Genomic DNA, 23328 nt, shown 5'->3' on the forward strand with positions numbered 1-23328 from the left:
TTTGATACGCAGAGGAGTCAAGCGGATGGATAAAATTGTGGTACTGGACGGCGAGGCACTGAATCCTGGTGATCTGGATTGGCATCCGCTGGCGGAACTCGGGCCGCTGACCGTCTACCCCCACAGCACGGCAGCACAGGCAGTGGAGCGGGCGGTCGATGCGTCTCTGGTTTTGATCAACAAAGTCCAGCTGGATGCCGAGATCCTGGCCCAACTACCTAAACTGCGCTATGTCGGCGTACTGGCGACCGGGGTTAACGGGGTGGATCTGGATGCGGCGGCGCGCCAGGGCGTGGTGGTGACCAACGTGCCCGGATACGGGCCGGAGTCGGTGGCTCAGATGGCGATCGCTCACCTGCTTCACCACGCCAGTCGGGTGGCGGAGCACGATGACGCGGTTAAGGCAGGCCAGTGGTGCCGCAGTCGCGACTTCTGCTTCTGGAATGCGCCGCTGACCGCTTTGGCCGGCAAAACGTTCGGCGTTGTGGGCTTTGGTGCCATCGGCCAGGCCGCGGCGCGGATGGCCCAGGGGTTTGGGATGAAAGTGCTGGTCAGTACCCGCAGTGAGCGCCGTGACCTGCCTGCTGGCATGAGCTGGGTGCCCCGCGCGCGTCTCTTCGCGGAGGCGGACGTGGTAAGCCTGCACTGTCCACAGACCGAGGAGAACACCGGTTTCGTGGATTTGGCCCTGCTCGCCACCATGAAACCCTCCGCCTTGCTGCTGAATACGGCCCGCGGTGGTTTGATCAATGAGGGAGAGCTGGCCGCAGCCCTGAAGGACGGGGTAATTGCCGGAGCCGGCCTCGATGTGCTCTCCAGCGAGCCGCCCCAGGCAGACAATCCTCTGTTGACGGCCCCCCGCTGCTCCATCACCCCCCACAACGCCTGGGCAACCCTGGAAGCGCGCCAGAACCTGTTGGATATCGCGGTGGCCAATGTCGCGGCCTTCCTCAAAGGCGTCCCCCAGAACCGGGTGAACTAGCCAGGGGGGGGCCGAAAGAGCAGGTTCAGGCGGCTGTCGGCGCTGGTGCGGACGGTGTTCGTCGTCTGAGTCCCTGTCGCCGCGGGAAGTTGGCCCCTGTCCCCAGATCCCGTACAATTGCCGTTTTTCTCGCCGCCCCCTCTGCTCCCTTGCCTGGTGCAAGCGTGAGGGGGTGGCCGATTCGTGTTCGCCAGCCAGAGACGTAAATCCCGGATGTTCCAAGACAACCCGCTGTTGCAGCAACTCAAAGCCCAGATCCGTGAGACCTTGCCCACGGTCGAGGGGACCATCAAAGCCACCGCCAAAGGCTACGGTTTCCTTGAAACCGACAAGGGCGAAAGCCACTTTGTACCGCCGCCGATGATGAAGAAGGTGGTACACGGCGACCGTGTCAGCGCGGTGCTGCGAACCGAAAATGACAAGACCTCGGCGGAGCCGGAAACCCTGATTGAGCCTGCACTGGATCGCTTCATCGCCCGGGTCAAGCGTTTCAAGGGGCGGCTCAACGTCGTCCCGGATCATCCGCTGATGAGGGAAGGGATCAAGGCCCGCTGCAAAAAGAGCGTCAACGAATCGGAGCTGGGGGAGGGCGACTACGTGGTGGCCCACCTCAAGCGCCACCCGCTGCGGGAGGGGGATAACAGCTTCATCGTTGAGCTCTCCGAGCTGGTGGCCAAGAGCGACGACCCCCACGTGCCCTGGTGGGTGATCCTGGCCAAGCACAACCTGGCCAAGGTGGAGCCGGCGGATCCGGCCGGTTGGCAGCTGGCGGAGGACGCCGAGCGTCAGGATCTTACCGCGCTGCCCTTCGTGACCATCGATGCCGAGTCCACCAAGGATATGGACGATGCCCTTCATGTGGCGCGCACCGGGCTGGGCTGGGCCTTGACTGTGGCGATCGCCGATCCTACGGCCTATGTGCAACCGGGAGACGCGGTGGACGCAGAAGCCCTCAAGCGCGCTTACACCCAGTACCTTCCAAGTTACAACGTGCCTATGCTGCCCCGTCAGTTGGCGGATGAGCTCTGCTCCCTGGTGGAGGGGGCCGATCGCCCTGCGCTTTGTGCCCGAATTGAGTTGGCGGAAGATGGTGCCCAGCAGGGGGCAGCGACGTTTTTCCTGGCCACTATCCGCAGTCAGGGCAAGCTGGCTTATGACAAAGTGTCGGATCGCCTCGAGGGGGTTGAGGGTGCCTGGCAGCCGGACAGCGAGGTGATCGCGGAGCAGATAGACCTGCTGCACCAGGTGGCCAATGCCCGAACCCAGTGGCGTCACGACCATGCGTTGGTGTTCCCGGATCGTCCGGATTACCGTTTCGAGGTGGACGACCAGGGGAATGTGCTGGCGATCCACGTGGATCACCGCCGCACCGCCAACCGCATCGTGGAGGAGTGCATGATCCTGGCCAACGCCGCCTGCGCCGAACGGCTTGGAGCCGCAATGGGACAGGGGGTCTTCAACAGCCACGCCGGTCTGGATCCGGAGCGTATCGAACAGGTGGTGGCTATGCTGGCCGAGCACGGCCTCGCCTATGATGCCGAGCGCTTGGGTACCCTGAGCGGCTACTGCGAGCTGCGTCGGGATCTGGACAGCCAGGAGAGTGGCTACCTGGACGCGCGCATCCGCCGCATGCAGTGCTTCTCGGAGATGGCGGGCACGCCCATGCCGCACTACGGCATGGGTCTTCAGGGCTACGCCACCTGGACCTCTCCCATCCGTAAGTACTCGGACATGGTGAATCACCGCCTGCTCAAGGCGATGATTGCCGGACAGGATCCAGTGCAGAGCGTGGATGAGGCGTTGCTGGCCCAGTTGGCCCAGATGCGTAAGCTGCATCGCATGTGTGAGCGTCACGTTGGGGACTGGCTCTATGCCCGTTACCTCAAGGCCGACGCCGGCAGCGAAACCCAGTTTGATGCCGAGGTGATCGACCTTAATCGCGGTGGCGCCCGGGTGCGCCTCGAGGTGAATGGGGCGGTCGCCTTTGTGCCCGCCAGTCTGCTCAGTGTCGACAAGAAGAAACTGGTCATCAGCGGCGACAGCGGCATGGCCCACTTCGACGAGGCGCTGGTGCTGAAGGTGGCGGATCGCCTCAGGGTGCAGATCACAGAGGTGGATGTGGATCAGCGCAGCATCCTGGCCAAGCCGGTCTCCCCACTGGGGCAGTAACGCGTATCCGTTTGATCTCGTGAAAAAGGCCGCCCTCTAGGGGCGGCCTTTTTTCATTCTCGGCATCGCTACCGGCTTCAGACTACCAGGTCCAGCAGCAGGGTGGCGAAGCCCAGGTAGATCACCACGCCAGTGGCATCGACGATGGTGGTCACCAGCGGTCCGGACGCGGTGGCGGGATCCAGGTTGATGCGTGAAAGCAGGAAGGGCAGGCAGAGGCCGATAAGAGAGCCGGCCAGCACCACACAGATCATCGCCAGGGCGACGGTCAGGGCGATCTCTGGGCCACCGCGCATCAGCCCGAGGCCAAAGACGGCGAAAGCCATGGTCAGTCCCAGGGCCCCGGCCACGAACACCTCCCGGCCCAGCACCTTGACCCAGTCCTTCATCTCCACCTCACCGGTGGCCAGGGCCCGCACCATCAGGGCGGCGGACTGGGAGCCGGCGTTACCACCGCTGCCTACCAGCAGCGGCATAAAGAACACCAGGGCCACGTTGGACTCGATGATCGCCTCGAAATGGGCGATGCCGGCGCCGGAGAGCAGCGCCCCAAACACCAGCAGGATCAGCCAGCCGACCCGCTTGCGGTAGAGCTCCCAGGCGCTGACCCGGTCCATGGTGGTTTCCAGGGCGGAAACGGAACCGGCTTTCTGGGCATCCTCGGTCGCCTCTTCCACCACCGCATCCATGGCGTCATCGTAGGTGACGATCCCCACCAGCCGCTCGGCGCTGTCCAGTACCGGCAGTGCCAGCAGATCGTAGTGGCGGATCTTCTCCGAGACCTCCTCCTGATCTTCATCGACCCGGACAAACACCACCTCGGTGAGCATGATGTCGGCGATCAGCGCCTCCGGGTTACAGAGGATCAATTCGCGCAGGGAGATGGTGCCCACCAGGTGACGATCACCGTCGATGACGTAAGTCTGGTAGATGGTTTCCTTGTCCGGGGCTTCCAGCCGCAGGCGCTGCAGTGCCTTGCGCACGCTCCAGTGACTGCGCAGGGTGGCATAGTCGCTGGTCATCATCGCCCCGGCGGTCTTCTCCGGATAGCTGGCCAGCTTGCGCACATCCTCTCGCTCCGCCTGGGCCAGACCCGGCAGCAGGGAGTGCTGTTGCTCTTTACTTAACTGGTTGAACAGATCCGCCCGCTCGTCGGACTCCATCTGAGAGAAGAGGGCCGCCAACTGGTTGCGGGGCATCAACTGGGCGATGTCTGATTGCAGTTGGGGATCCAGGTAGGCGAACACCTCGGCGTGATCCGGCAGGGACAGCAGATCCAGCAGTTTGGCTGCCAGCGGGGGGCTAAACTCCTGCACCGCGAGACCAAAGTCTGCGGCGTGCATCTGTTCCAACTCGGCGCGGATGGCGCGCTTATCGTTTGCGGCGAGCGCTTCGCTCAGGGTGGCAAAAAGTTGCGCTTTTTGCATACTCCACCTCCGGGTACCGGTGACAGAGTAGCAGGGAGGGCGTCCCTATCAGGTATGGACTCTGCGAACCGGGGTCATTATTTGGGTTATCGTGTCTTTTAGATCCCACCTGGGACTGGGAACGGGGTCCATAAAAGGGGTTCCTGATAGAATTTCCGCGGCGATCTTAGGTGCTTGCGTCATGCCGATCAAGCCTTCATTGTCATTTCCGACTTTATGGTTCGGCGTTGCTGCCAAGATGGGCACAAGGCTTGCTTTTAGGGCAAAATTCAAGCATATCGGAAGCAAGTATGGTCGAAGGATAGACAAGATGAAGTTTGCTTACTGGGCTTGGCTGACGGCAATGATGCTGCTGTTGAGCCCCCTTGAGGCTCTGGGCTCGGGGCCGGACTCTGCTAACGCAGGGGGCAATCCGGGGGCCGCATCGCGCTCCAGCGGTGCCACGGACCCCATGATCAACCCCCCGGCCAGTGAGCCACCGCTCACCCTGCTGCCTCAGCCCAGTAACTGGCGGGGCGAGCGTCTCCTGTTGCCACCGCCCTTTGCCCCGGAGTTGCCCTTTCAGGGGGCGGTGGAGTTGCGGTTCGCCCCCGGAATGTACGACCCCGCTGCCGAGGACTTCCTGACCCTGCTGTTTGTTTTTGAGCTGGTACGCCGAAAGGGTCTGACCGCGGACGCAGTGGAACAGCTGCTGCTGGGCTATTACCGTGGGCTGTGTCGAACCGTGTCTACCCAGCAGGGCCGGCAGTGTGCGCCGGAGCATATTGCCCTTCAACTGGATCCGGTGATGGGCGGGTACCAGGCGAGACTGGATTGGCCTGAACCCTACGTGACCGGAGCCTCTCAACGGCTCTACCTGGAGCTGCAACCCCACCAGCTGGAGGGAGGAGTCCACCTGTCCGGCGCCCTGTCGGCAAAACCCTGGGATGATCCGCTCTGGTCACAACTGCGCCGGATGGTGCCCAATCGCTGAGGGGAGCCTCCGAATTGAGTCGGCATCTCGACTCCCTCAAGGCATGAAAAACGCCCGGGCCCCAAGGCCCGGGCGTCGTCGACTGGATGCCAGGTCAAAAGCGGGCGGTGAAGCCCAGACCCAGGGTGAGATCATCGTCAAAGGTATTGAACTCATGACCCACCAGCGCCTGCAGGGAAAACACCCGGCCGATCTGCCACCAGTAACCGGTCTGTACAATCCAGGAGTCGTCATCATCGCCGATGTCCGAATAGCCGTAGCGGGCCCCAATGAACCAGGATTGGGTGATGTACCAGTCAGCGCGGGCATAGTACAGATTGCCATCCACCTGGTAGCGTCCGTCGGGAAAGCGGTGGTCATCGTCGACACGGGTGTAGCCAAACTCGGTATCCAGCCCTTGGGTGGTCTGCAGTGGAAAGTAGTGTCGTAAGCTGAGGCCGTAACGGTTGAACTCGGACTCCGTCGCAAAGTAATCCCGTTCGTAGCGTCCATAGGTGGCGGTCAGGGTGGTGGTGTCGGTCAGGTAATACCCGATGCCCCCCTCGTACTCATCCTGGTCGAGCTGTTCCAGCTGGTTTCGGGTGTAGTTAAAGAGGCCAAACCAGCCTGAGGGGGATTGATAGGTGCCGCCCACGGAGAAGGAGTCGAAGTCATCCATCTCGCTGTAGGAGGCGCGGACGCTCGAAGCGGGGGAGAGGTAGCGGGCCAGCGCATAGGGCTGGTTGCCCACCTTGATGGGGGAGAAGGCGTAGTCATACCGTATCCGCCAGAAGCCATCCCCGAAGCCATCGCCCTTGCTGCCCACTGCCGCGCTGGCCTCGTGCTGAAATTCGCCCTGGGCCAGGGCTGGTAACAGGGTACCCGCCCCGACGAGGGCGCCGAGTAAAATCCGTTTCATGATCGACTCTCCTTAGTCTGATGAGGCGGTGTGCCATGCCGGTTTCACTGTCCGATACCCAGGTTTGGGCAAAAGGCAGGGAGTCAGGTACCGCGATGGATAGCACCTCTTCATCGTATCCCGGCTGTTAGGTGATACTCAGCCAACAATGTACAAGTTAGTGAATTTAAATCACTTTTGAAATGGTTAATCTCCTACGCTGGCGTGGGTGATGGCGGCAAGGTCGATGTTCGGGGCTGTCATTGTGGGGCGACTTTCCTCCTGCACCAGACAGGGTGACGACAAATCTCCTCTGATGGGCGGGCCACCCGGAGTGGATAGACTGAGGGCATTGCGCGGAAAACTGCTTAGCAGTTGAATAACGGTGGACTCGGGGTCCGTGGGTAGGCTGGCAGGGTGAGTCTGCCCATGGAAGAGCGGGATCGGTCTTGTCCCGACGTGATCTGAGCGAGCGCCTTTTTCACTTTGGTGGTAAATGCGTTTTCTCAGGTGAAAAAAACGCCCCGGGTGGCGGGGCGTTGAAGGGGCTCAATAAATGGACGGGATTACTCTGGCGTCACCACGATGAGCCGGATGGCGTCCAGCTGGATCTGGGCTCTCGCCAGGTGGGAGCGGGCCAGGTTCATCTGCTCACGCAGGGCATCCAGCTCGGTGTCACGGATGTTGGGATTCACCTGTTTGAGCGCCGTGAGGCGTTCCAGTTCGGCGCCCAACTCTCGCTCCATGGCCCGTTCGGCGTCGCTGGCCAGGGAGGCCAGCTGCTCGGCCACCTGCTTTTCCGCCGCCGCGATAAGCGGGTGCAGTACGCCTTGGGAGGCGCTGACCAGCTTGGAGCCGGTATGACGATTGAGCGGGGTGAGCTGGCGGTTGAAGGCATCGAAGTCGATGTTCTGACCCAGGTCCTTGCCGCTCTTGTCCATCAACAGACGGATAGGCGTGGGGGGCAGGAAGCGGCCCAGTTGCACCTCCGCCGGCGCGACCGCCTCGGCGATGTAGATCAGTTCCAGAAACAGGGTGCCTGCTGGCAGGGCCTTGTTCTTCAACAGGGAGACGCCGGTACAGCCGGTATCCGAACTGGTGACCAGATCGATCCCCGCCGCCACCATGGGGTGGGCCGGGGTGATGAACTGGAAGTCATCCCGGGAGAGGGCCGTTTCCCGGTCAAAGGTGACGGAGACCCCGTCCTCCGGCAGGCCGGGGTAGCTGGGGAACAGCATCTGTTCGGTGGGGCGCAGGACCACGGCATTCTCGCCACGGTCATCCTGATGGACCCCGATGACATCCCACAGCTTGAGCATGAAGCTGATGAAATCGGTGTCGTCGTCCGCTTCAGCCAGGGCCGCGACCAGTGCATCGGCAGCCTTGCCGCCGTTGGAGTTGATCTCCAGCAGCCGATCCCGCCCCGCCTCCATCGCGGCCTTGTGCTCGGCGGCGCGCTCGGCAGTACGGGCGATCAGCCCTTCGAGATCGGTGTTGTTGCCCGCCAGGACCTCGATCACCTCATCACCAAACTCGCTGTGGATCAGGTGACCGCCCGGGCAGTTGTGCTCGAAGGCATCCATACCGCGATCGAACCACTCAAGCAGTTGTTGCTGGGCGGAGTCTTCGATATAGGGCACGTGGATCTGGACGGTTTCGGTCTGGCCGATCCGATCCAGGCGGCCGATCCGCTGCTCCAGCAGGTCCGGGTTCTGAGGCAGATCGAACATCACCAGGTCCTGGGCGAACTGGAAGTTGCGCCCCTCACTGCCGATCTCGGAGCAGATCAGCACCTGGGCGCCACCCTCCATTTGGGCAAAGTAAGCGGCGGCCTTGTCACGCTCCAGGATCGACATCCCCTCGTGGAAGACGCTGGCGGCGATCCCTTCGCGGGTGCGCAAGGCCTCCTCCAGCTGCAGGGCGGTAGCCGCCTGAGAGGCGATCACCAGCACCTTCTTGCTGCGGTGTGCCTTGAGGAAGGCCATCAACCAGTCGATACGGGGATCAAACTGCCACCAGCTGCCGTTACCGCTCTCACCTTCGAACTGCTGATACAGCTTCTCCGGGTAGAGATTGTTGATCACCTTCTGTGCCGCCGGTACGGCGGTGGTGCCAAACATGTTGTTGACCTTGATGGCGGTGGCGTACTGCTTGGGCAGTGCTACCGGGTGGCGATTGAGGCGCCGCTCGGTAAATCCGCTGACGCCAGCCCGGGTGTTGCGGAACAGCATGCGACCGGTGCCGTGACGATCCAGTAGGTCCCGCAGCAACTTGTCCCGGGTGGCCGTGTCGCCGGCCTGGATCGCCTCAAGCTGGCTGGCCAGGGTGTCGGAGGCCAGCAACGCGTTCAGCGCATCCAGCTCTTCGTTGTTAAGGGCGCGCTGCTCCAGCAGACCCTCGGCGGCCTGGGCTACGGACTGGTACGCCTGCTCCTCCTTGAGGAAGGCGTCGTAATCGTAGAAGCGATCCGGGTCCAGCAGGCGCAGGCGGGCGAAGTGGCTCTGGTGGCCAAGCTGGTCAGGCGTGGCGGTGAGCAGGAGGACGCCGGGCACCTGCTCGGCCAGCCCCTCCACCACCTGGTACGCGCGGGAGGGGGTATCCTCACTCCACTCCAGGTGGTGGGCCTCATCTACCACCATGAGATCCCAGGGGGCCTCCAGTGCCTGGTCGAAACGGCGCTTCTTGCGCAGCAGGTCCAGGGAGCAGATAACCAGCTGCTCACTCTCGAAAGGATTGTCACAGTCCGCCAACGCCTCAACGCAGCGCTCCTCGTCGAACAGGGCGAAGCGCAGGTTGAAGCGCCGCAGCATCTCCACCAGCCACTGGTGCTGAAGGGTTTCAGGAACGATGATCAGCACCCGCTCGGCACGGCCCGAGAGCAGTTGCTGATGCAGGATATGGCCCGCCTCGATGGTTTTCCCCAGGCCCACCTCGTCCGCCAGCAACACCCGCGGGGCGTGGCGTCGACCCACTTCATTGGCGATATAGAGCTGGTGGGGGATCAGCCCGGCACGGGGGCCCTGCAGTGCCCGCAGCGGGTTTTTCTGCATGGCGTGACGCTGCTGCTGACAGAGGAAGCGGGTCACGAACTGCTCCATGCGGTCGATCTGGCCCGCGAACAGGCGATCCTGCGGCTTGTTGAAGCGGATCTGATGGTCCAGCATCGGCTCGCGGATAAAGGCTTCCTGGCCATCTTCGCTGTGGGTGCCGAAGTAGGTGACCAGCCCGTCGTTCTCTTCCAGATCGGTGACCACCATCTTCCAGCCTTCGGCGGCGGTGATCTCATCCCCTTTGTTGAAGATGACCCGGGTCAGCGGGGCTTCGTTGATGGAAAATAGGCGGTTGTCGCCGGTGGCGGGGAACAGCAGGGTGACCATGCGGCCTTCCAATGCCACCACAGTTCCCAGGCCAAGATCCGATTCGGTATCGCTGATCCAGCGTTGACCCAAAGCAAAGGACATAGGTTGAACGACTCCTGAAATGAGGCTCTTAGGGCGGAAAAAGGCGCGTATCTTACAGCAATTTAGCCCGGTGGACACCCGTGCGATCGGTGCTGGTCAAAGCCTGTTCAATCTGTCATGTTAGGACTGCGAGGGGCGAAATTTGCCGCCCTTAATCCGGCGACAAAGGCCGCCCCGCACGACGTTTTCTAAAGGTCAAAGCATAGCGGAGGTGCCATGGTCCAGGCGGAGAAAAAACTGTTCGTGCTCGATACCAATGTGTTGCTGCATGAACCCCTCGCCATCTATTCATTTGACGAGCACGACGTGGTGGTCCCCATGACCGTGTTGGAGGAGTTGGACCAGATCAAAGACCGCAAAAAGGATGTTGCCCGCGATGCCCGGGTGGCGATCCGGGCCCTCGAGGATGCGGTTGGCAGTGCATCGCCGGAACAACTGCTCGCCGGTGTCCCCCTGGTTGGGGTGGAGGCGGAGCAGCGAGCCGGCACCCTGGCGATCTTCCCGGATCACCAGGTATCTTTCCCCGACATGGTGGCCCTGCCGGGCAACCACAACGACAACGACATCATCAATTCCGCGCTTTACCTCCAGCAGACCCACAAAGACAAGGCCGTCGTGCTGGTCACCAAAGACATCAACATGAGGATCAAGGCCAAGGGCGCCGGGTTGCGTCATGTGGAGGACTACCGCAGCGATCAACTGGTGGACGACATCCGCTATCTGGCGACGGGTTTTACTCGCCTCGATGGGGATTTTTGGCAGCGGGTCGGTGATGTCCGCTCCTACCAGCAGGGGCGATACACCGAGCATACCCTGCCCCGAAGTGCCCTGGGCGAAGAGCCCCTCTACCTGAACCAGTACCTTGTCGACGATGGCAAGGAGTTCTGCGCCCAGGTTCGGGAGATCAACGATGAAACCTTGGTGCTGAGGGACCTGGGTCGTGAGCGGTTGATGCATTACCACGCCTGGGGGATCTCACCCAAGAACATCTACCAGGGGATGGCGCTGCAGGCGCTGATGGACCCGGATATCGACCTGGTGATCCTCACCGGCCCTGCGGGTTCCGGGAAAACGCTGCTGGCACTGGCGGCGGCGCTGGAGCAGGTGGTGGAGCAGCGCCGCTACGACCGGGTTCTGGTGACGCGGAACACCCCGGAAATTGCCGAGTCCATCGGCTTCCTGCCCGGTACCGAGGAGGAGAAGATGATGCCCTGGCTGGCGGCGGTGACCGATACCCTCGAGGTGCTGCACAAGCATGACGAGTCCCCCAGTTCCAGCCTGCAGTACATCATGGATAAGGCCAATATCCAGTTCAAGTCAGTGAACTTCATGCGTGGCCGCTCCATCCAGAACAGCTTTGTGCTGCTGGATGAGTGTCAGAACCTTACCCCTTCCCAGGTCAAGACCATCCTGACCCGCATGGGGGAAGGGACTAAGTTGGTTTGTTCCGGTAACCTGGCGCAGATCGACTCCAACTACCTGACGGCGGTGACATCGGGGCTGACCTATCTGGTGGAGCGCTTCAAGATGTTCGAAGGCAGCAGTAACGTCTACCTCAACGGTGTGGTTCGCTCGCGCCTGGCCTCCTTCGCCGAAGAAAATCTCTGACCAACGGGGATCGCAAAGGGCGGCAACGGGCTTATCGTCCGCTGCCGCCTTTTTGATACACTGCTTGCCGGAGTCTGATAATTACCGGTGATCCCTGAGCGTGAAGCTGCCCATTCTGCGTCGTTATAACAAGGCCGTTTTCTATACCTATCTCGGCGTGGTGCTGCTGTCGCTGCTGGTGGTGTGGCTGGTCTACAGTGGCGAGAAGCGCCAGCTGCTGGCTCAGAAGGTGGCGGACATCGATCGCCACAGCCAGCAGATCGAGATGCTGTTGGACGCCAGTATTCGTGCCCTGGAGTCCCTGCGGGACTTCGCCGCCACCAACATGACCGTTGGGGCGATGGGGCACATTGAGCGCCTGCCGGACATCACCCGGTTTGACGAGTCCGGGAACTACTTCGCCCTGGAAACTCCCTACAAGGAGGTGGGCCTCAGCGATGATGGCATGGGGCGGATCACCGGTTACGGCCAGTTGGAGGGGCGCTCCGAGCGCTTCTACCGCGAGCTGGACATGCTCTACCAGATGTCGATCTCCTTCCCGGTGGCCAAGCGGATGGCACCCAAGGCGTCGCAGATCTACTACATCTCGGAAAAGCGGATGATGTCGGTGTTTCCCTGGCCGGACAGCGACGACAACTTCAATCGCCGCATCCTCAACTCACCGCTGTTCAAACACGCGCGGCCGGAAAACAACCCCTTCCGCCAGCTGTTCTGGACCGAAGTGCGCCGCAATGCCGCTGGGGAGTTGATCACCACCCTGGGCCTGCCGGTCTACCTGGCGGATGAGTTCATGGGGTCGGTGTTTTTGGACCTGGAGCTGGCGATGCTCTCCCAGCAGATCCAGCGCTACTTCGAAGTGAAGGGAACGGTGCTACTGCTGGATGAGGAGAACAACATCCTCACCTATCCGAGAATGCACCTCGAGGGGCTGCCCCGCACCTTCCAGCTGAGCCAGAAGATCCCCAACGCCCTGCATAACGTGCCAGCCCAGCAGATCCTTGAAGCCACGGAGGGGGCGCTGATCGCGGACCACTATGTCCGAACCGTGGTGCTGGAAAATGCCCCCTGGCGGCTGCTCTATATCCAGTCGGAGGCGGAGTTGGTGGATGATCTCTGGGACAAACTTGAGATCACTTTCCTGATGGTGGTGATGGCCCTGTCGGTGCTGGTCACCGTGGTGCACTACCTCACCCGCCGGGCCTTTGTGGGCCCCGCCGCCCGCCTGCTGCGCCATCTGGAAGCCAGCGCCCAGCACCCGCAGCCGCCGCCAAAAAACCTGCAGCCCGGCTGGGAAAGCTGGTTCGAGCTGATCTCCCGGACCTTCGAGGAGAACCAGCAGTACACCCGCCACCTGTCGGAGCAGAATCGACGCCTGGATGCCTTGGTGGCCAAGCGCACCGAGCGCCTGCGCCAGGCCAATGAGCGGCGGGAGCGGGATTTCTCCCTGATGCGAAGCCTGATCGACGCCATTCCCGAGGCGATCGTGTTCAAGGATACCCAAGGGCGTTACCTGGGCTGTAACAAGGCGGCGGAACGCCTGCTGGGCCACAGCGAGTCGGAGATCATCGGCAACGCTGTGACTGAGCTGGATCCCTCCCCAAGGGCAGCGCGGGTGGCCGAGGAGGATGCCCGGGTGCTGGCGGCCCGGACCCCGGAGCGCTTCCGTGAGCGGGTCCGCGTCGATGGCAAGTCACTGCTGCTCGACTCCCTCAGCCTGCCGTTCTATAACCGCCGGGGCGAGTTGCTGGGTTTGATCTCCGTGTCCCGAGATATCACTCGGGAGTCGGAGCAGCAGGAGCAGATCAAGCGCTCCGAAGAGCGTTACCACCTGGCCATGGACGCGGTGGAGGATGGTCTCTGGGACTGGTACCTGGACTCCAACCAGCTGATCTGTAACCCCGCCTATTACACCATGTTGGGCTACCAGCCGGACGAGTTCCCGCTGCTGATTGAAACCTATTACGCCTTGATGCACCCGGATGACCGGGAGCGGGTGGAGCGCTACATCGATCGCTACCTGGACCAGCCTGAGCAGGCTATGGCCATCGAGTTCCGGCTGCGGGGCAAGGGGGGCGAGTACCACTGGATCCTATCTCGGGGCCGGGCGGTGGAGTTTGACGATCTCGGCGAGCCGCTGCGCCTGCTGGGAACCCACAAGGACATCAGCAAGCAGAAAGAGAACGAGGTGGCGCTGCTGGAGGCCAAGCAGGACGCGGAGCTGGCCAACCGCACCAAGAGTGAGTTCCTGGCCAACATGAGCCACGAGATCCGTACCCCCATGAACGCGGTGCTGGGGATGCTGCAGCTGACCCTGCGTACCGAGCTGGATCAGCGTCAGGCGGATTACATCGACAAGGCACGCATGAGTGCGGAATCGCTGCTGCGGATCATCAATGACATCCTCGACTTCTCCAAGATCGAAGCGGGCAAGCTGGAACTGGAGCAAACCGAGTTTGCCCTCGACACTGTGTTGGAGCATGTGCTGTCGATGAACGCCATCAAGGCCCAGGAGAAGGGGATCGAGCTGCTGCTCTATGCGCCCATCTCTGCCGGACTGCACCTGCTGGGCGATCCGCTGCGGCTGGGCCAGGTGCTGGTTAACCTGCTCTCCAATGCGGTCAAGTTTACCGATGCCGGCGAGGTGGAGCTGGGCTGCGAGGAGCTGCGGGACAGGGATGATCGCATCACCCTCAAGTTCTGGGTTCGGGATACCGGGATCGGGATCAGTCCTGCCCAGCAGGTCTCCCTGTTCGACGCCTTCAGCCAGGCTGACGGCTCCACCACCCGCCAGTTTGGCGGTACCGGGCTTGGCCTTTCCATCTCCAAGCACCTGGTGGCGATGATGGGCGGTGATATCGAGGTGGAGAGTCTGCCCGGCGAGGGTACCACCTTCAGCTTTACCATCGATGCCCAGAAGGTGGCGGCGCCCAGGCAGATCCTGCCGGTCCTGCCGGAGGCGATCAGCGGCCTGACTGCCCTGGTAGTGGATGACAACCACAGTGCCCTGCAGATCTACGCCACCTTCCTGCGTGATTTCCATTTCCGGGTCGAGACCGTCGACAGTGGAAAGGCGGCGCTTAAAGCGCTGGAGCAGCTGCAGCCAGATCTGCTGTTACTGGACTGGATGATGCCGGGAATGGATGGACTTGCGGTGGTGGACGAGCTGGATCGGCGTTTGGCCAACGGCACCCTGAGCAAGCGGCCGCAGATCATCATGATGACCGCCTATACCGGTCAGCCGGTGCAGGAGCAGGTGGAAGCGGGCCGGGTGGAAGCGCTGCTGCAGAAGCCGTTCAAGGCCTCCGCGCTCTTTGATGAGGTGATCTCCGCCTTTTCAAGCGGCGAAGCGCCGATGGCCCCTGCCGCAGTGTCTGCCGGCGAGGAGGCGGGCAGCGAGGCGGCGCAGATCCTGCTGGTGGAGGACAACCTCATTAACCAGCAGGTGGCCACCGAGTTGCTCAGCAGTGCCGGTTACCAGGTGACTGTGGTGGGTAATGGCCAGGAAGCGGTGGATCTGCTGGCCCACACCGAGGTGGACCTGGTGTTGATGGATATCCAGATGCCGGTAATGGATGGATTGGAGGCGACCCGCACCCTGCGCAAGGCCGGTTTCCGCCGCCCCATCATCGCCATGACCGCCCACGCCATGAGTGGTGACCGGGAGAAGAGCCTGGCGGCGGGCATGAATGACCACATCACCAAGCCCATCGTCCTGACCCAGCTTTTTGACACGGTCAAACACTGGCTCAATGCCGAGCAGAGTTCCGCATCATGAGTGTACAGCCACCGAGCTCCCCCCCGAGTCATCCGACCAAGCTGGTGACAGGTCCGCTGCGCTACCTGCTAATGGGGCTCGGTTGCCTGGCGGTGGCCCTCGGGACCCTGGGGGTGTTCCTGCCCTTGGTGCCCACGGTGCCCTTCCTGCTGCTGGCAACCTTCTGCTTCAGCCGCACGTCGGCACGGATGCAGCTGTGGCTGTTCAACAACCGTCTGCTTGGGCCCTACCTGAGAAACTACCTGCAGCGCAAAGGGCTGACCCGAAAACAGCTGCTCTCCTCCCTCATCAGCCTCTGGATTGGCATGGCTATCGCCATCGTCATCGCCCCCATTCTGTGGGTGAAGGGGCTGCTGCTCTTCATTGCGCTGTGCGTCACCATTCACCTGATAAGGATGAAGCGGATCCCCGCCTGAATTTTTCCCATTGCCCCAGCGCAGCAGGCTCTTCATCGGGCAGCGGCGAATCCTCTCTCCTTCGCCCGTTCCGGTCTTGGTCGACTCGGTATCGGCCCCGAGGCTGGCGGAGCTGATCCCGCTGATGGGGCAACGCCGGGGTATTGGTTGCTGTTGGGCCTGGGCTGCGGCCACCACCTCACCCGGGCAGTCGCTGTCAAACTCGGCCGTCGGAGCGCCGCTGCTGTGGATCCCCTCCGCCTGATCCGCCGCCCAAAATGCCTGCGCCAGGGCCTCGAAGCGGGAAACCTGGTCAGACAGGAGCTGTCGCCTGGTATCCCGGCCCAGGTAGATCTTAAAGCTGCACTGTCCCTCCTCATCCAACAGCCAGATAGAGCGGGTCTCCATCCGCATAAAGGGGCGGCTGCAGAAGCCTATCCAGGCCACCGCCTTGGGGTTGAGATGGCCGCGAAGGTGTTCCCCCTTGAGGTTGTAAAAGCCGTGGCCATAGCTGCCCTCCGGGAAGCCGCCCTTGTACTCAAGGATCTGTCCGGCCACCTCGATCACGGTAGTGGTGGGTCCGAACTCCGTCAGGGCGGCCATCAGGCGGTCGAAATGGCGGCCATCGACAATGCGGGCCTGCTCCGGGCGCAGGGCTTGCAGGGTGGCCAGCTCGGTCAGGCCGAGCTGGCGGCCGATCTGGGCCAGGGAGGCGAAGGGTTGGGCCTTGTCCAGGGCGTTGATGCTGTCGAGCAGGGTACTCATGGTGGTGCGGGTCTCCCGATGGTGTTGATTATCCAGATAGGTGTTGATCGCCTGTTGCAGGTTGATGTTCCAGAACTGGCCGGCGGGTGTCAGGTTGAGATAGCGGCCCTCGCGACGGGCAAGACCGTGTTGCTCCCAGCCATCGAACAGCGGCTGGCAGCGGGTGCTCAGCGCGTGGTCCTGAGCCTGTAACTGCTGCAGATCCAGGTAACCGAGATCGAAGCCGGCACCGAGGGCAAAGCGCAGTGAATGCTCATGGTGGGGGCGGGTCATCATCACCAGTGGTTTCTCCCCCGCCTCAATGCGTTCGAGGTAGCGGCACAGCTTGCGCTCGGTCATCACCCCATGCCCCTGGATCCGTCCGCCGGCACCGCTGCCGAAGGGAACCAGCTCTGCCCCCGCCTTGGAAAGGTGGTTGTAGCGGTTGCGCTCCCGTCGATCCCGTCCCCAGTGGCTGACCGACAGGCGGTTGAAGTGATGGCGGTTGAGGCTCTCCACCCCGGCTTTGAACATCTGTGCCTTGGCTTCGGTGCTGGGCGGGGGGGTGACCCGTCCCCGGTTAACGTCCCGGCCAAGCTGGCTTTGAGGGAGCAGGATCAACTGGTAGAGATCGGCACCACCGATCCCGGTGTTGACCAGCACATCCAGGTCCGCCTGCCACTGGGCCAGGGTCTGTCCCGGCAGACCGTAGATAAGATCCGCCACGATCACCGCCTGATCCTGGGCGGTGAAGTGATCCAGCCGGCGGCGGACGGTTTCACCATCGTCAATGCGGCCCAGCCGTTGGCGCAGCTCGGTTTGAAAACTCTGCAGCCCCAGGGAGAAGCGGTTAAACCCGGCGTCGAGACAGGCGCTAAACCTGTCGTCGTCAAAGCCGTGGAAACGGGCTTCGAAACTCAGTTCGGCATCGCTTTTCATCGGCAGGATCTGCCTCAGTCGCTCACCCAGTTGCAGGATCTGCGCTGGGGTGAGATCACTGGGGGTCCCGCCGCCGACGTAAATCCCGTCGAATGGCGAACCGACAATGCCCGGCTGCTCCGCCGCCATGGCCAGCTCCTCGAAAAGGGCACTGAGGTAGCGTTCGATCTTGTCGTCGCTGGAGCGGTTCTGGAAAAAGGCACAATAGCTGCAGCGAGTTCGGCAAAAAGGGATATGGATGTAGGCCAGCCTCGGGCCGGCTGCGGCGGGCCCCATCGCCAGTTGCTGCCAGAGCGCGGCCTGTTCGTTCTCCGGCACCGGTGTCCCCATTACCTGGATATGGGCGGTCTCTTTGCGGGTAAAGGCTCCGGTCATGGGATCGGTGCTTGGGCGGCCGATCAACGAGGCGTTCAGTGATGGGGATAGCATATTCAATGAAAGCAAATGGTAATGCGAATGATTATCAAATATTGTCTGGTTTCTGAGATAAGTTGTCCGTGACGGAGATCGAGAAGATGGCAGCAGAGGAAGAAAAAGTTCAGGGCTACCCTGGTCAGTGTTCGGGCAGGGAAGGTGTTATGAACTCCGCGCCGTTGGCCGCGGCGAAAGCCTCACCGTCCGCTGAACCCTGGGGAGCGGAGCCCGGGCTGGTGGCACCGGCTTTTCGTCCGCTGCTGATAACCCTCGGCATGCTGGCGATCGCTCTGGGGAGTGTCGGTGTGGTGGTGCCCATGCTCCCTACGGTGCCCTTTTTGCTGCTGGCGGCCTGGTGTTTCAGCCGCGCGTCCCCCCGGCTGCGCCGCTGGCTGTTCGCCCACCCCACCCTGGGGCCCTACCTGAACAATTTCCTGCTGCGAAAGGGGCTGACGCGCACTCAGTTGCACCGCTGCCTGATCGGCAAGTGGAGTGGCATGGGGCTGGCGATCATCTTGGCGCCGGGGATGGGCCTGAAGCTGGCCCTGTTGCTGATCGCCATCGCGGTCAGCGTATACCTGCTGCGGCTGCAGCGTTTGCCCCAGTAGGCGGCGGGGGTTTCTGATCAATCGTTGTCCTGGCCTTGAGGGGGCCGGTGCAAGCCAGTAAGCTGGCCAGAAATCGCGAGCGAATGGAACAAAATCAATGGATTGGAAAGGCTTTTGCTGCCCTGCTCAGGTCGGCCTCTGGGTATTGCTCTGGCTCTCTGTGCTGCCACTGCAGGCGGCCAACCTGCTGGAGTGGCGCCTCTCCTCCCAGGGCCAACTGACGATGACGCTGCCGCCTCTACAGCAACCTATGCTGCTGCAGAGCGGTCTTCTCTCCGGGGTGGGTGCCAACGAGATCGGGCTGGACCGGGGTCAACTTGGCGCCACTCGGATGGTCCAGTTTGAGCGTCATGGTGATCGCCTGTTGCTGCGCCAGCTCAACAGCGGCTATCGGGCCGCGGGTGCCATTGACACACAGCGCCGCGCGGTGATGGAGGCCTTTGCCGACTCGGTGCTTTGGGTAGGAACCCTGGAGGGTGAGCGGGTCGATGTCACTTCGCTGGTGTTGCAGGACTGGCATGGCGTGGCCCGTGCCCTGAGTGACAGCGGTCAGGGTGATTTTGCCCTGTCGTTGGAACACTCCCTGGTACTCAGTGACGGGGTCAAGGCATTTCCCCACAACGCCGATGTGGATCTACAGCTGACCTTTGTCGGCCGTGATGCCGGGGAGGCCCTGCGCAGCGTTGCCGCGGACCCGGATATCATCAGTGTCCGGGTCCGCTACTCCCTGATACGGTTGCCGGCAGAGCCGATGACGCCGCGCCCCTTTCACCCCGACTCCGGCTTTTTTGCCCTGAGCCATATGGATTACGCCCAACCCCTGGGGCGACCGTTACGGGTGAGTGTCCTGCCCCGACATCGGTTGGAGAAGGTGCGCCCCGGACCAGCGCCATCACCGGTGGTCGAGCCCATCGTCTACTACCTGGATAACGCCACGCCGGAGCCGATGCGCTCGGCGCTGCTCGAGGGCGCCCTTTGGTGGCAGAGTGCCTTTACCGAGGCGGGGTTTGAAGATGCCTTTCGGGTAGAGATCATGCCAGAGGATATGGATCCTCAGGATCTGCGCTACAACACCATTGCTTGGGTGCATCGTGTCACCCGGGGCTGGAGTTACGGAGGTTCGGTGATCGACCCCCGCAGCGGCGAGATCCTCAAAGGCCACGTCACCCTGGGCTCCCTTCGGGTCCGCCAGGACCACCTCATCTTTCGGGGTCTTACCGCTGGCTGGAAGGATCGCAAGGAAGCGTTCGGTGCGGCCGAGCAGACGGCTTTGGCCAGGTTGCGCCAGCTCTCGGCTCACGAGGTGGGTCACACCCTGGGGCTGGCCCACAACTTTGCCGCCAGTGCCAGCGGCGACCCCTCGGTGATGGACTATCCCCATCCCCATATCACCCTGGAGAAGGGGCAAGTGGTGTTAGCGGGCAGTTATCGCGAGGGGCTGAGTCCCTGGGATTCCTACGCCATCGCCTTCGGTTACGGCCACTATGACGGACCGGCTGAGCAGGTGCAGGCGACGCTGGTGGCGGAGGCCAGAACCCGGGGACTCAAGTTTCTCTCGGATCCTGACGCCCGGGGGCTGGGATCGGCGCATCCGGCGGCCCAGCTCTGGGACAATGGTGAAGACCCTGTTGCCCGGCTGTCGGAGCTGATGGCGATCCGCGCCCGGGTGCTGGCTCAGCTTGGGCCCCAGGCACTGTTGCCGGGTGAGCCCGGGAGCGCACTGGGTCGCCTTATGGTGCCCCTGTATCTACTGCCCCGCTACCAGATCGATGCGGTCGCTTCGTTGCTCGGTGGGGCTGACTATGACTACGAGGGGAGCAGCGTTACCTCCCTGGCTCCGGAGTGGCAGCGCGCGGCACTGGAAAGCCTGGTTGGGTTGCTGGAGCCGGCCCAGCTTCGTCTTCCGGCCCGCTTAAGGGAGTCCTGGGTACCTCAGGCTTACGGTCACTCCTGGGACCGAGAGCAGTTTGGCGGTCAACAGGGCCCGGTGCCGGACTGGCTGGCGCCGCCGGAGGCGTTTGCGCGCCTGGTGCTCGAAGCGGTCCTGTCACCGGCGCGGCTTAACCGGATGCAACAGCAGCAGTGGCAGGATCCTGAGCTGCCGGGACCGATGGCGCTGCTGGAGGCGTTGTCCGAGCAGGTGATGTTGGTCCACCGTGAGGAGGGGTTCGATGCGCTGATCCAGGCCCGTTTGCGGGCGGTCGTCGCGGATCACTGGCTGTCGCTCTATCACGATCCTGCTGTCGCACCCGAAGTCCGGGCCCTGGTGGCGGCACGGCTGCGCAGTGATGCCAACCAGCTTGAGCGACGGGCCCGACGCTCCGACGAGCGTATCGACGCCCACTACCGCCTGCTGGCGGAGGTGATGCGCAATGGGTTGAGCGATCCCGAGTTGCGGATGATCCCCGAACCCCTGCCGGTGCCCCCCGGCTCACCCATCTAGGCCATCGTTGTCGTTCCTGGTTACTAGGGTCTAGTTCCTAGGATCTAGAGCTTAGGATCTGGCTCCTTGCCCCTCCCCCTCCGGCTCGTTAGACCAGTCATGGCGCCGAGGGTCCTTGGGATAGTAACGCGCTGCCGTTTGTGCCTGGTGGGCAAAGCGGCGGGTGTTTTTAAAGGGCAGCTTCATAAAGCCGGAGACACCGAGTCCGCGGATCTTCGGGATCTGGGCCACGATTCGGGCCAGGCAGTTGCGAAACTCCCGCTCCCGCCGGGGATTGAGCAGGCGCAGATCGCTGTGCAGCTTGAGGTGGTCCGCCAGCACCTCGAAGATGATGCAGCCGGTGTGGTGAATCAGGTTGAGGTGGGAGAGTTCATCCAGGATCCCCTGGGGCAGTTCCAGGTTTTCATCCGGGTCCCGGCCATCCTCGAAGTAGGAGTGGAGCCGGCTCTTGTCCTCCAGCTCCGCTACTTGGCTGATGCTGAAGGGCAGGGCGGTATCCGCCTCCGGGGCAAAGGGCGATTCCGGATCCTCACGAGTGAGGTGCAGGGTATTGCGGGCGTCGAAGAAGCAGGCTTTGAAGACCGCCCTGTCGGCCTTGGGAGTGAGCGCCCGGGCCAGGGTGACCAGGTTATTGACCGCATGGGTAAAGGGAGCGAGAAGGGCCGGGTCCTGGAGGGCCAGGCTGGAGTCGATCGCCACAGTGCCCTGTTGCCAGTGCAGTGCCAGCCCCCCAATCAGGGGATATTGCCCCAGCTGGTTGACCGCCAGTACGAACGCTTTCTCACTGTCTCCCATCCCTGCCAGGAAGTCCCGGTAGTAGTGGGCGATCTGCAGATCCGCCTCCCGTTGAGGGGAGAGCGGCTGTGGCTGATGGGCGCGCAGGAAGGAGCGTCGGGAGCTGTAAGCGGCGGTTTCAACCGCTTGTGGCTCGGCCGGGGTGTCGATGGGCAACTGTGGCTCCGGTACCCGGACGGGTGGCGGCAGCAGGAGCCAGTGGCGCCCGCCGGGCAGGGTGGAGAGAAAGTGATCCCCCCCCTGGCGGCGCAGTTCGGGGTCTGGGGAGAGCATGGCATCGAGGATCTCCGCCATCGCCCGGGGCAGACCCAGACTGCGAGCCGGGCGGACTTCGCTGCCGAAGCGGCCGGTTTGACCTGAGGCCAGGGCGTAGAGGGTGGCCGCAACCCCCTGCTCATCGAAGCGGGGGGAGGAGAGGGCGCCACCCAACTGTTCCTCACCGATAAAATAGACATCCCCCATCTGGGCATTGGATCCCCGCTCCCCCTCGTAAAACCCCAGTGGCGAACCCAAAGGCTGGCCGATGGCATCCTCCTGCGCCGGTACCGCTGACCCCCAGTCGACCAGGGAGAGGTGGCCCCGGTCGGCGTCAAACATCAGGTTGGAGGGTTTGATATCGCCGTGGATGATGGGTTCGGGCAGGGTCCGAAGGTAGTGCAGCAGTTCCGCCAGTTGGGCGGCGATGGGGACCAATTCGGTCAGGGGCAGGGGGCCCAGTCGTCGTGCGCGCTGCGCCAGGTCTTCACCCGGTGCCCGCGCCATCTGCAAGATGGGCTGGCCGGAGGCTTGAACGTAGCCGCCGAAAGCGGGGATGTGGGGATGGTCCAGCTTGGCCAGGATGGCGCCTTCGTCTGCCAGGCGCTGCTGAAGGTGGGGGGCCAGGGTGCGGCGGCTGAACTTGAACACGTCGTTGCCACGCTCTGACTCGCCGGCAAAGACGAACCCGAATACCCCCTTGCCGATGTAGTGCACCCGCCGGTAGCCCAACTGATGCAGCTGTTGTTGGCAAAGCTTGACCCATTGGCGCAGCTTGCGGGCATCGTCCTGCTTAAGCAGGTAGATGGACTGCTCCTCGGCGATGTAGAAGTGTTGCAGTGTGTGCGTCGACCCCACGGTGCGCTCCTTGTTCGGGACCCCGCCAGCATGGGGGCGTGATCCGATTCACATCCATTTAATCTGCCTCATCGGCCCGGTGGTAACTTGTGCCAGACTGGAGCCGTTAACGAGCCGTCTGATTGAGGTGATCCGGATGAATGCAGATAAACCGGCCTGGGACAAAGCCCAGTTGGCTGATCTGTTAGCCTACCCCCGACGCAAGATGCGGGACAACATGGATGTGCGCTTTTGTCCCCATGCGGTGTTTTACAACCCGGTGGACGAGCGCTGCCTCTACTGTCATCAGGACATGGAGTGCAAGTGGCTTAATCGCAACGATGAACTGGTCTCCACTGAGGAGAAGTCCACCGAGGAGCTTCGGCGGGAGTTGACCAAGGCGATGGACTACGTCGAGGCCCAGTTGACCGCCGCCCACCTCAATCGTCGAAGCTGTGGCTGCGATAACTGCGTCTGGCTGGGCAAGGTACGCAAGGTGTTGGGCCAACAGCAGTGAGGGCAAAAGCCCCCCAGAGTTGAACTGAAAAACGCCTCGGCGTGTTATTGGGTTTGCCGCTTTGCCCTGATACCCTGAGCCCCATCGAACACTCCTGATGAGGCAGCGA

At 62.5% G+C, this 23328-nt stretch carries 13 protein-coding genes and 1 pseudogene; 9 read left to right on the forward strand and 5 right to left on the reverse strand.

Going from position 1 to position 23328, the window contains the following annotated elements; all coding sequences use genetic code 11:
• Nucleotides 1-25 precede the first annotated feature (25 nt).
• Both ABD997_RS07125 and ABD997_RS07130 read left to right on the forward strand, forming a co-directional pair.
• Nucleotides 26-982 carry a D-2-hydroxyacid dehydrogenase gene (locus ABD997_RS07125; RefSeq protein ID WP_345316321.1) on the forward strand — a complete coding sequence of 319 codons (957 nt, stop codon included), beginning with the start codon at nucleotides 26-28 and terminating at the stop codon, nucleotides 980-982.
• A 213-nt stretch (nucleotides 983-1195) separates the two neighbouring features.
• Nucleotides 1196-3151 carry an exoribonuclease II gene (locus ABD997_RS07130; RefSeq protein WP_345316322.1) on the forward strand — a complete coding sequence of 652 codons (1956 nt, stop codon included), beginning with the start codon at nucleotides 1196-1198 and terminating at the stop codon, nucleotides 3149-3151.
• 77 nt (nucleotides 3152-3228) lie between these two features.
• Here ABD997_RS07130 and mgtE read toward each other — a convergent pair whose 3' ends face one another.
• A complete protein-coding gene (gene mgtE, locus ABD997_RS07135; RefSeq protein ID WP_345316323.1) occupies nucleotides 3229-4578 on the reverse strand; it encodes a magnesium transporter in 1350 nt (449 codons plus the stop codon).
• Between the two features lie 310 nt (nucleotides 4579-4888).
• Here mgtE and ABD997_RS07140 point away from each other — a divergent pair, with 310 nt between their 5' ends.
• Nucleotides 4889-5551 carry a hypothetical protein gene (locus ABD997_RS07140; RefSeq protein ID WP_345316324.1) on the forward strand — a complete coding sequence of 221 codons (663 nt, stop codon included), beginning with the start codon at nucleotides 4889-4891 and terminating at the stop codon, nucleotides 5549-5551.
• Nucleotides 5552-5645: 94 nt separating this feature from the next.
• Here ABD997_RS07140 and ABD997_RS07145 read toward each other — a convergent pair whose 3' ends face one another.
• Both ABD997_RS07145 and rapA read right to left on the reverse strand, forming a co-directional pair.
• Nucleotides 5646-6449 (reverse strand): putative porin, encoded by an 804-nt coding sequence (locus tag ABD997_RS07145; RefSeq protein ID WP_345316325.1) that lies wholly within the window; start codon nucleotides 6447-6449, stop codon nucleotides 5646-5648.
• A 545-nt stretch (nucleotides 6450-6994) separates the two neighbouring features.
• A complete protein-coding gene (rapA, locus tag ABD997_RS07150) occupies nucleotides 6995-9889 on the reverse strand; it encodes an RNA polymerase-associated protein RapA (RefSeq protein WP_345316326.1) in 2895 nt (964 codons plus the stop codon).
• Nucleotides 9890-10105: 216 nt separating this feature from the next.
• Here rapA and ABD997_RS07155 point away from each other — a divergent pair, with 216 nt between their 5' ends.
• From ABD997_RS07155 to ABD997_RS07165, 3 genes are all read left to right on the forward strand, one after another.
• On the forward strand, nucleotides 10106-11497 hold the full coding sequence (locus ABD997_RS07155) for a PhoH family protein (RefSeq protein ID WP_345316327.1): 1392 nt from the start codon (nucleotides 10106-10108) through the stop codon (nucleotides 11495-11497).
• 94 nt (nucleotides 11498-11591) lie between these two features.
• Nucleotides 11592-15272, forward strand: a complete 3681-nt coding sequence (locus ABD997_RS07160) for a response regulator (RefSeq protein WP_345316347.1) — start codon at nucleotides 11592-11594, stop codon at nucleotides 15270-15272.
• Between the two features lie 71 nt (nucleotides 15273-15343).
• Entirely contained in the window at nucleotides 15344-15688 is a 345-nt protein-coding gene (locus ABD997_RS07165) for a YbaN family protein (RefSeq protein ID WP_345316348.1), read from the forward strand.
• Between the two features lie 279 nt (nucleotides 15689-15967).
• Here the strand turns inward: ABD997_RS07165 and hutW are convergent.
• Nucleotides 15968-17779 (reverse strand): annotated as a pseudogene (hutW, locus tag ABD997_RS07170) (heme anaerobic degradation radical SAM methyltransferase ChuW/HutW); the annotation flags it as partial.
• Between the two features lie 149 nt (nucleotides 17780-17928).
• Between hutW and ABD997_RS07175 the strand changes: the two are divergent.
• Complete coding sequence (locus ABD997_RS07175) at nucleotides 17929-18372, forward strand: YbaN family protein (protein WP_345316328.1); 444 nt, start codon at nucleotides 17929-17931, stop codon at nucleotides 18370-18372.
• 97 nt (nucleotides 18373-18469) lie between these two features.
• Nucleotides 18470-20815: a zinc-dependent metalloprotease gene (locus tag ABD997_RS07180; protein ID WP_345316329.1), complete on the forward strand. Its 2346-nt coding sequence runs from the start codon at nucleotides 18470-18472 to the stop codon at nucleotides 20813-20815.
• A gap of 51 nt (nucleotides 20816-20866) precedes the next feature.
• On the opposite strand, the gene ABD997_RS07185 is transcribed toward ABD997_RS07180, so the two are convergent.
• Nucleotides 20867-22723, reverse strand: coding sequence for a serine/threonine protein kinase (locus ABD997_RS07185; protein ID WP_345316330.1), 1857 nt, complete (start codon nucleotides 22721-22723; stop codon nucleotides 20867-20869).
• A gap of 136 nt (nucleotides 22724-22859) precedes the next feature.
• Between ABD997_RS07185 and ABD997_RS07190 the strand changes: the two genes are divergently transcribed.
• The gene (locus tag ABD997_RS07190) at nucleotides 22860-23219 is read left to right on the forward strand and encodes a hypothetical protein (RefSeq protein ID WP_345316331.1); all 360 of its coding nucleotides are present in this window, start codon (nucleotides 22860-22862) and stop codon (nucleotides 23217-23219) included.
• Nucleotides 23220-23328: the final 109 nt, after the last annotated feature.

The sequence above is a fragment of the Ferrimonas gelatinilytica genome, assembly GCF_039544205.1.
GTDB classification, from domain to species: Bacteria; Pseudomonadota; Gammaproteobacteria; order Enterobacterales; family Shewanellaceae; genus Ferrimonas; species Ferrimonas gelatinilytica.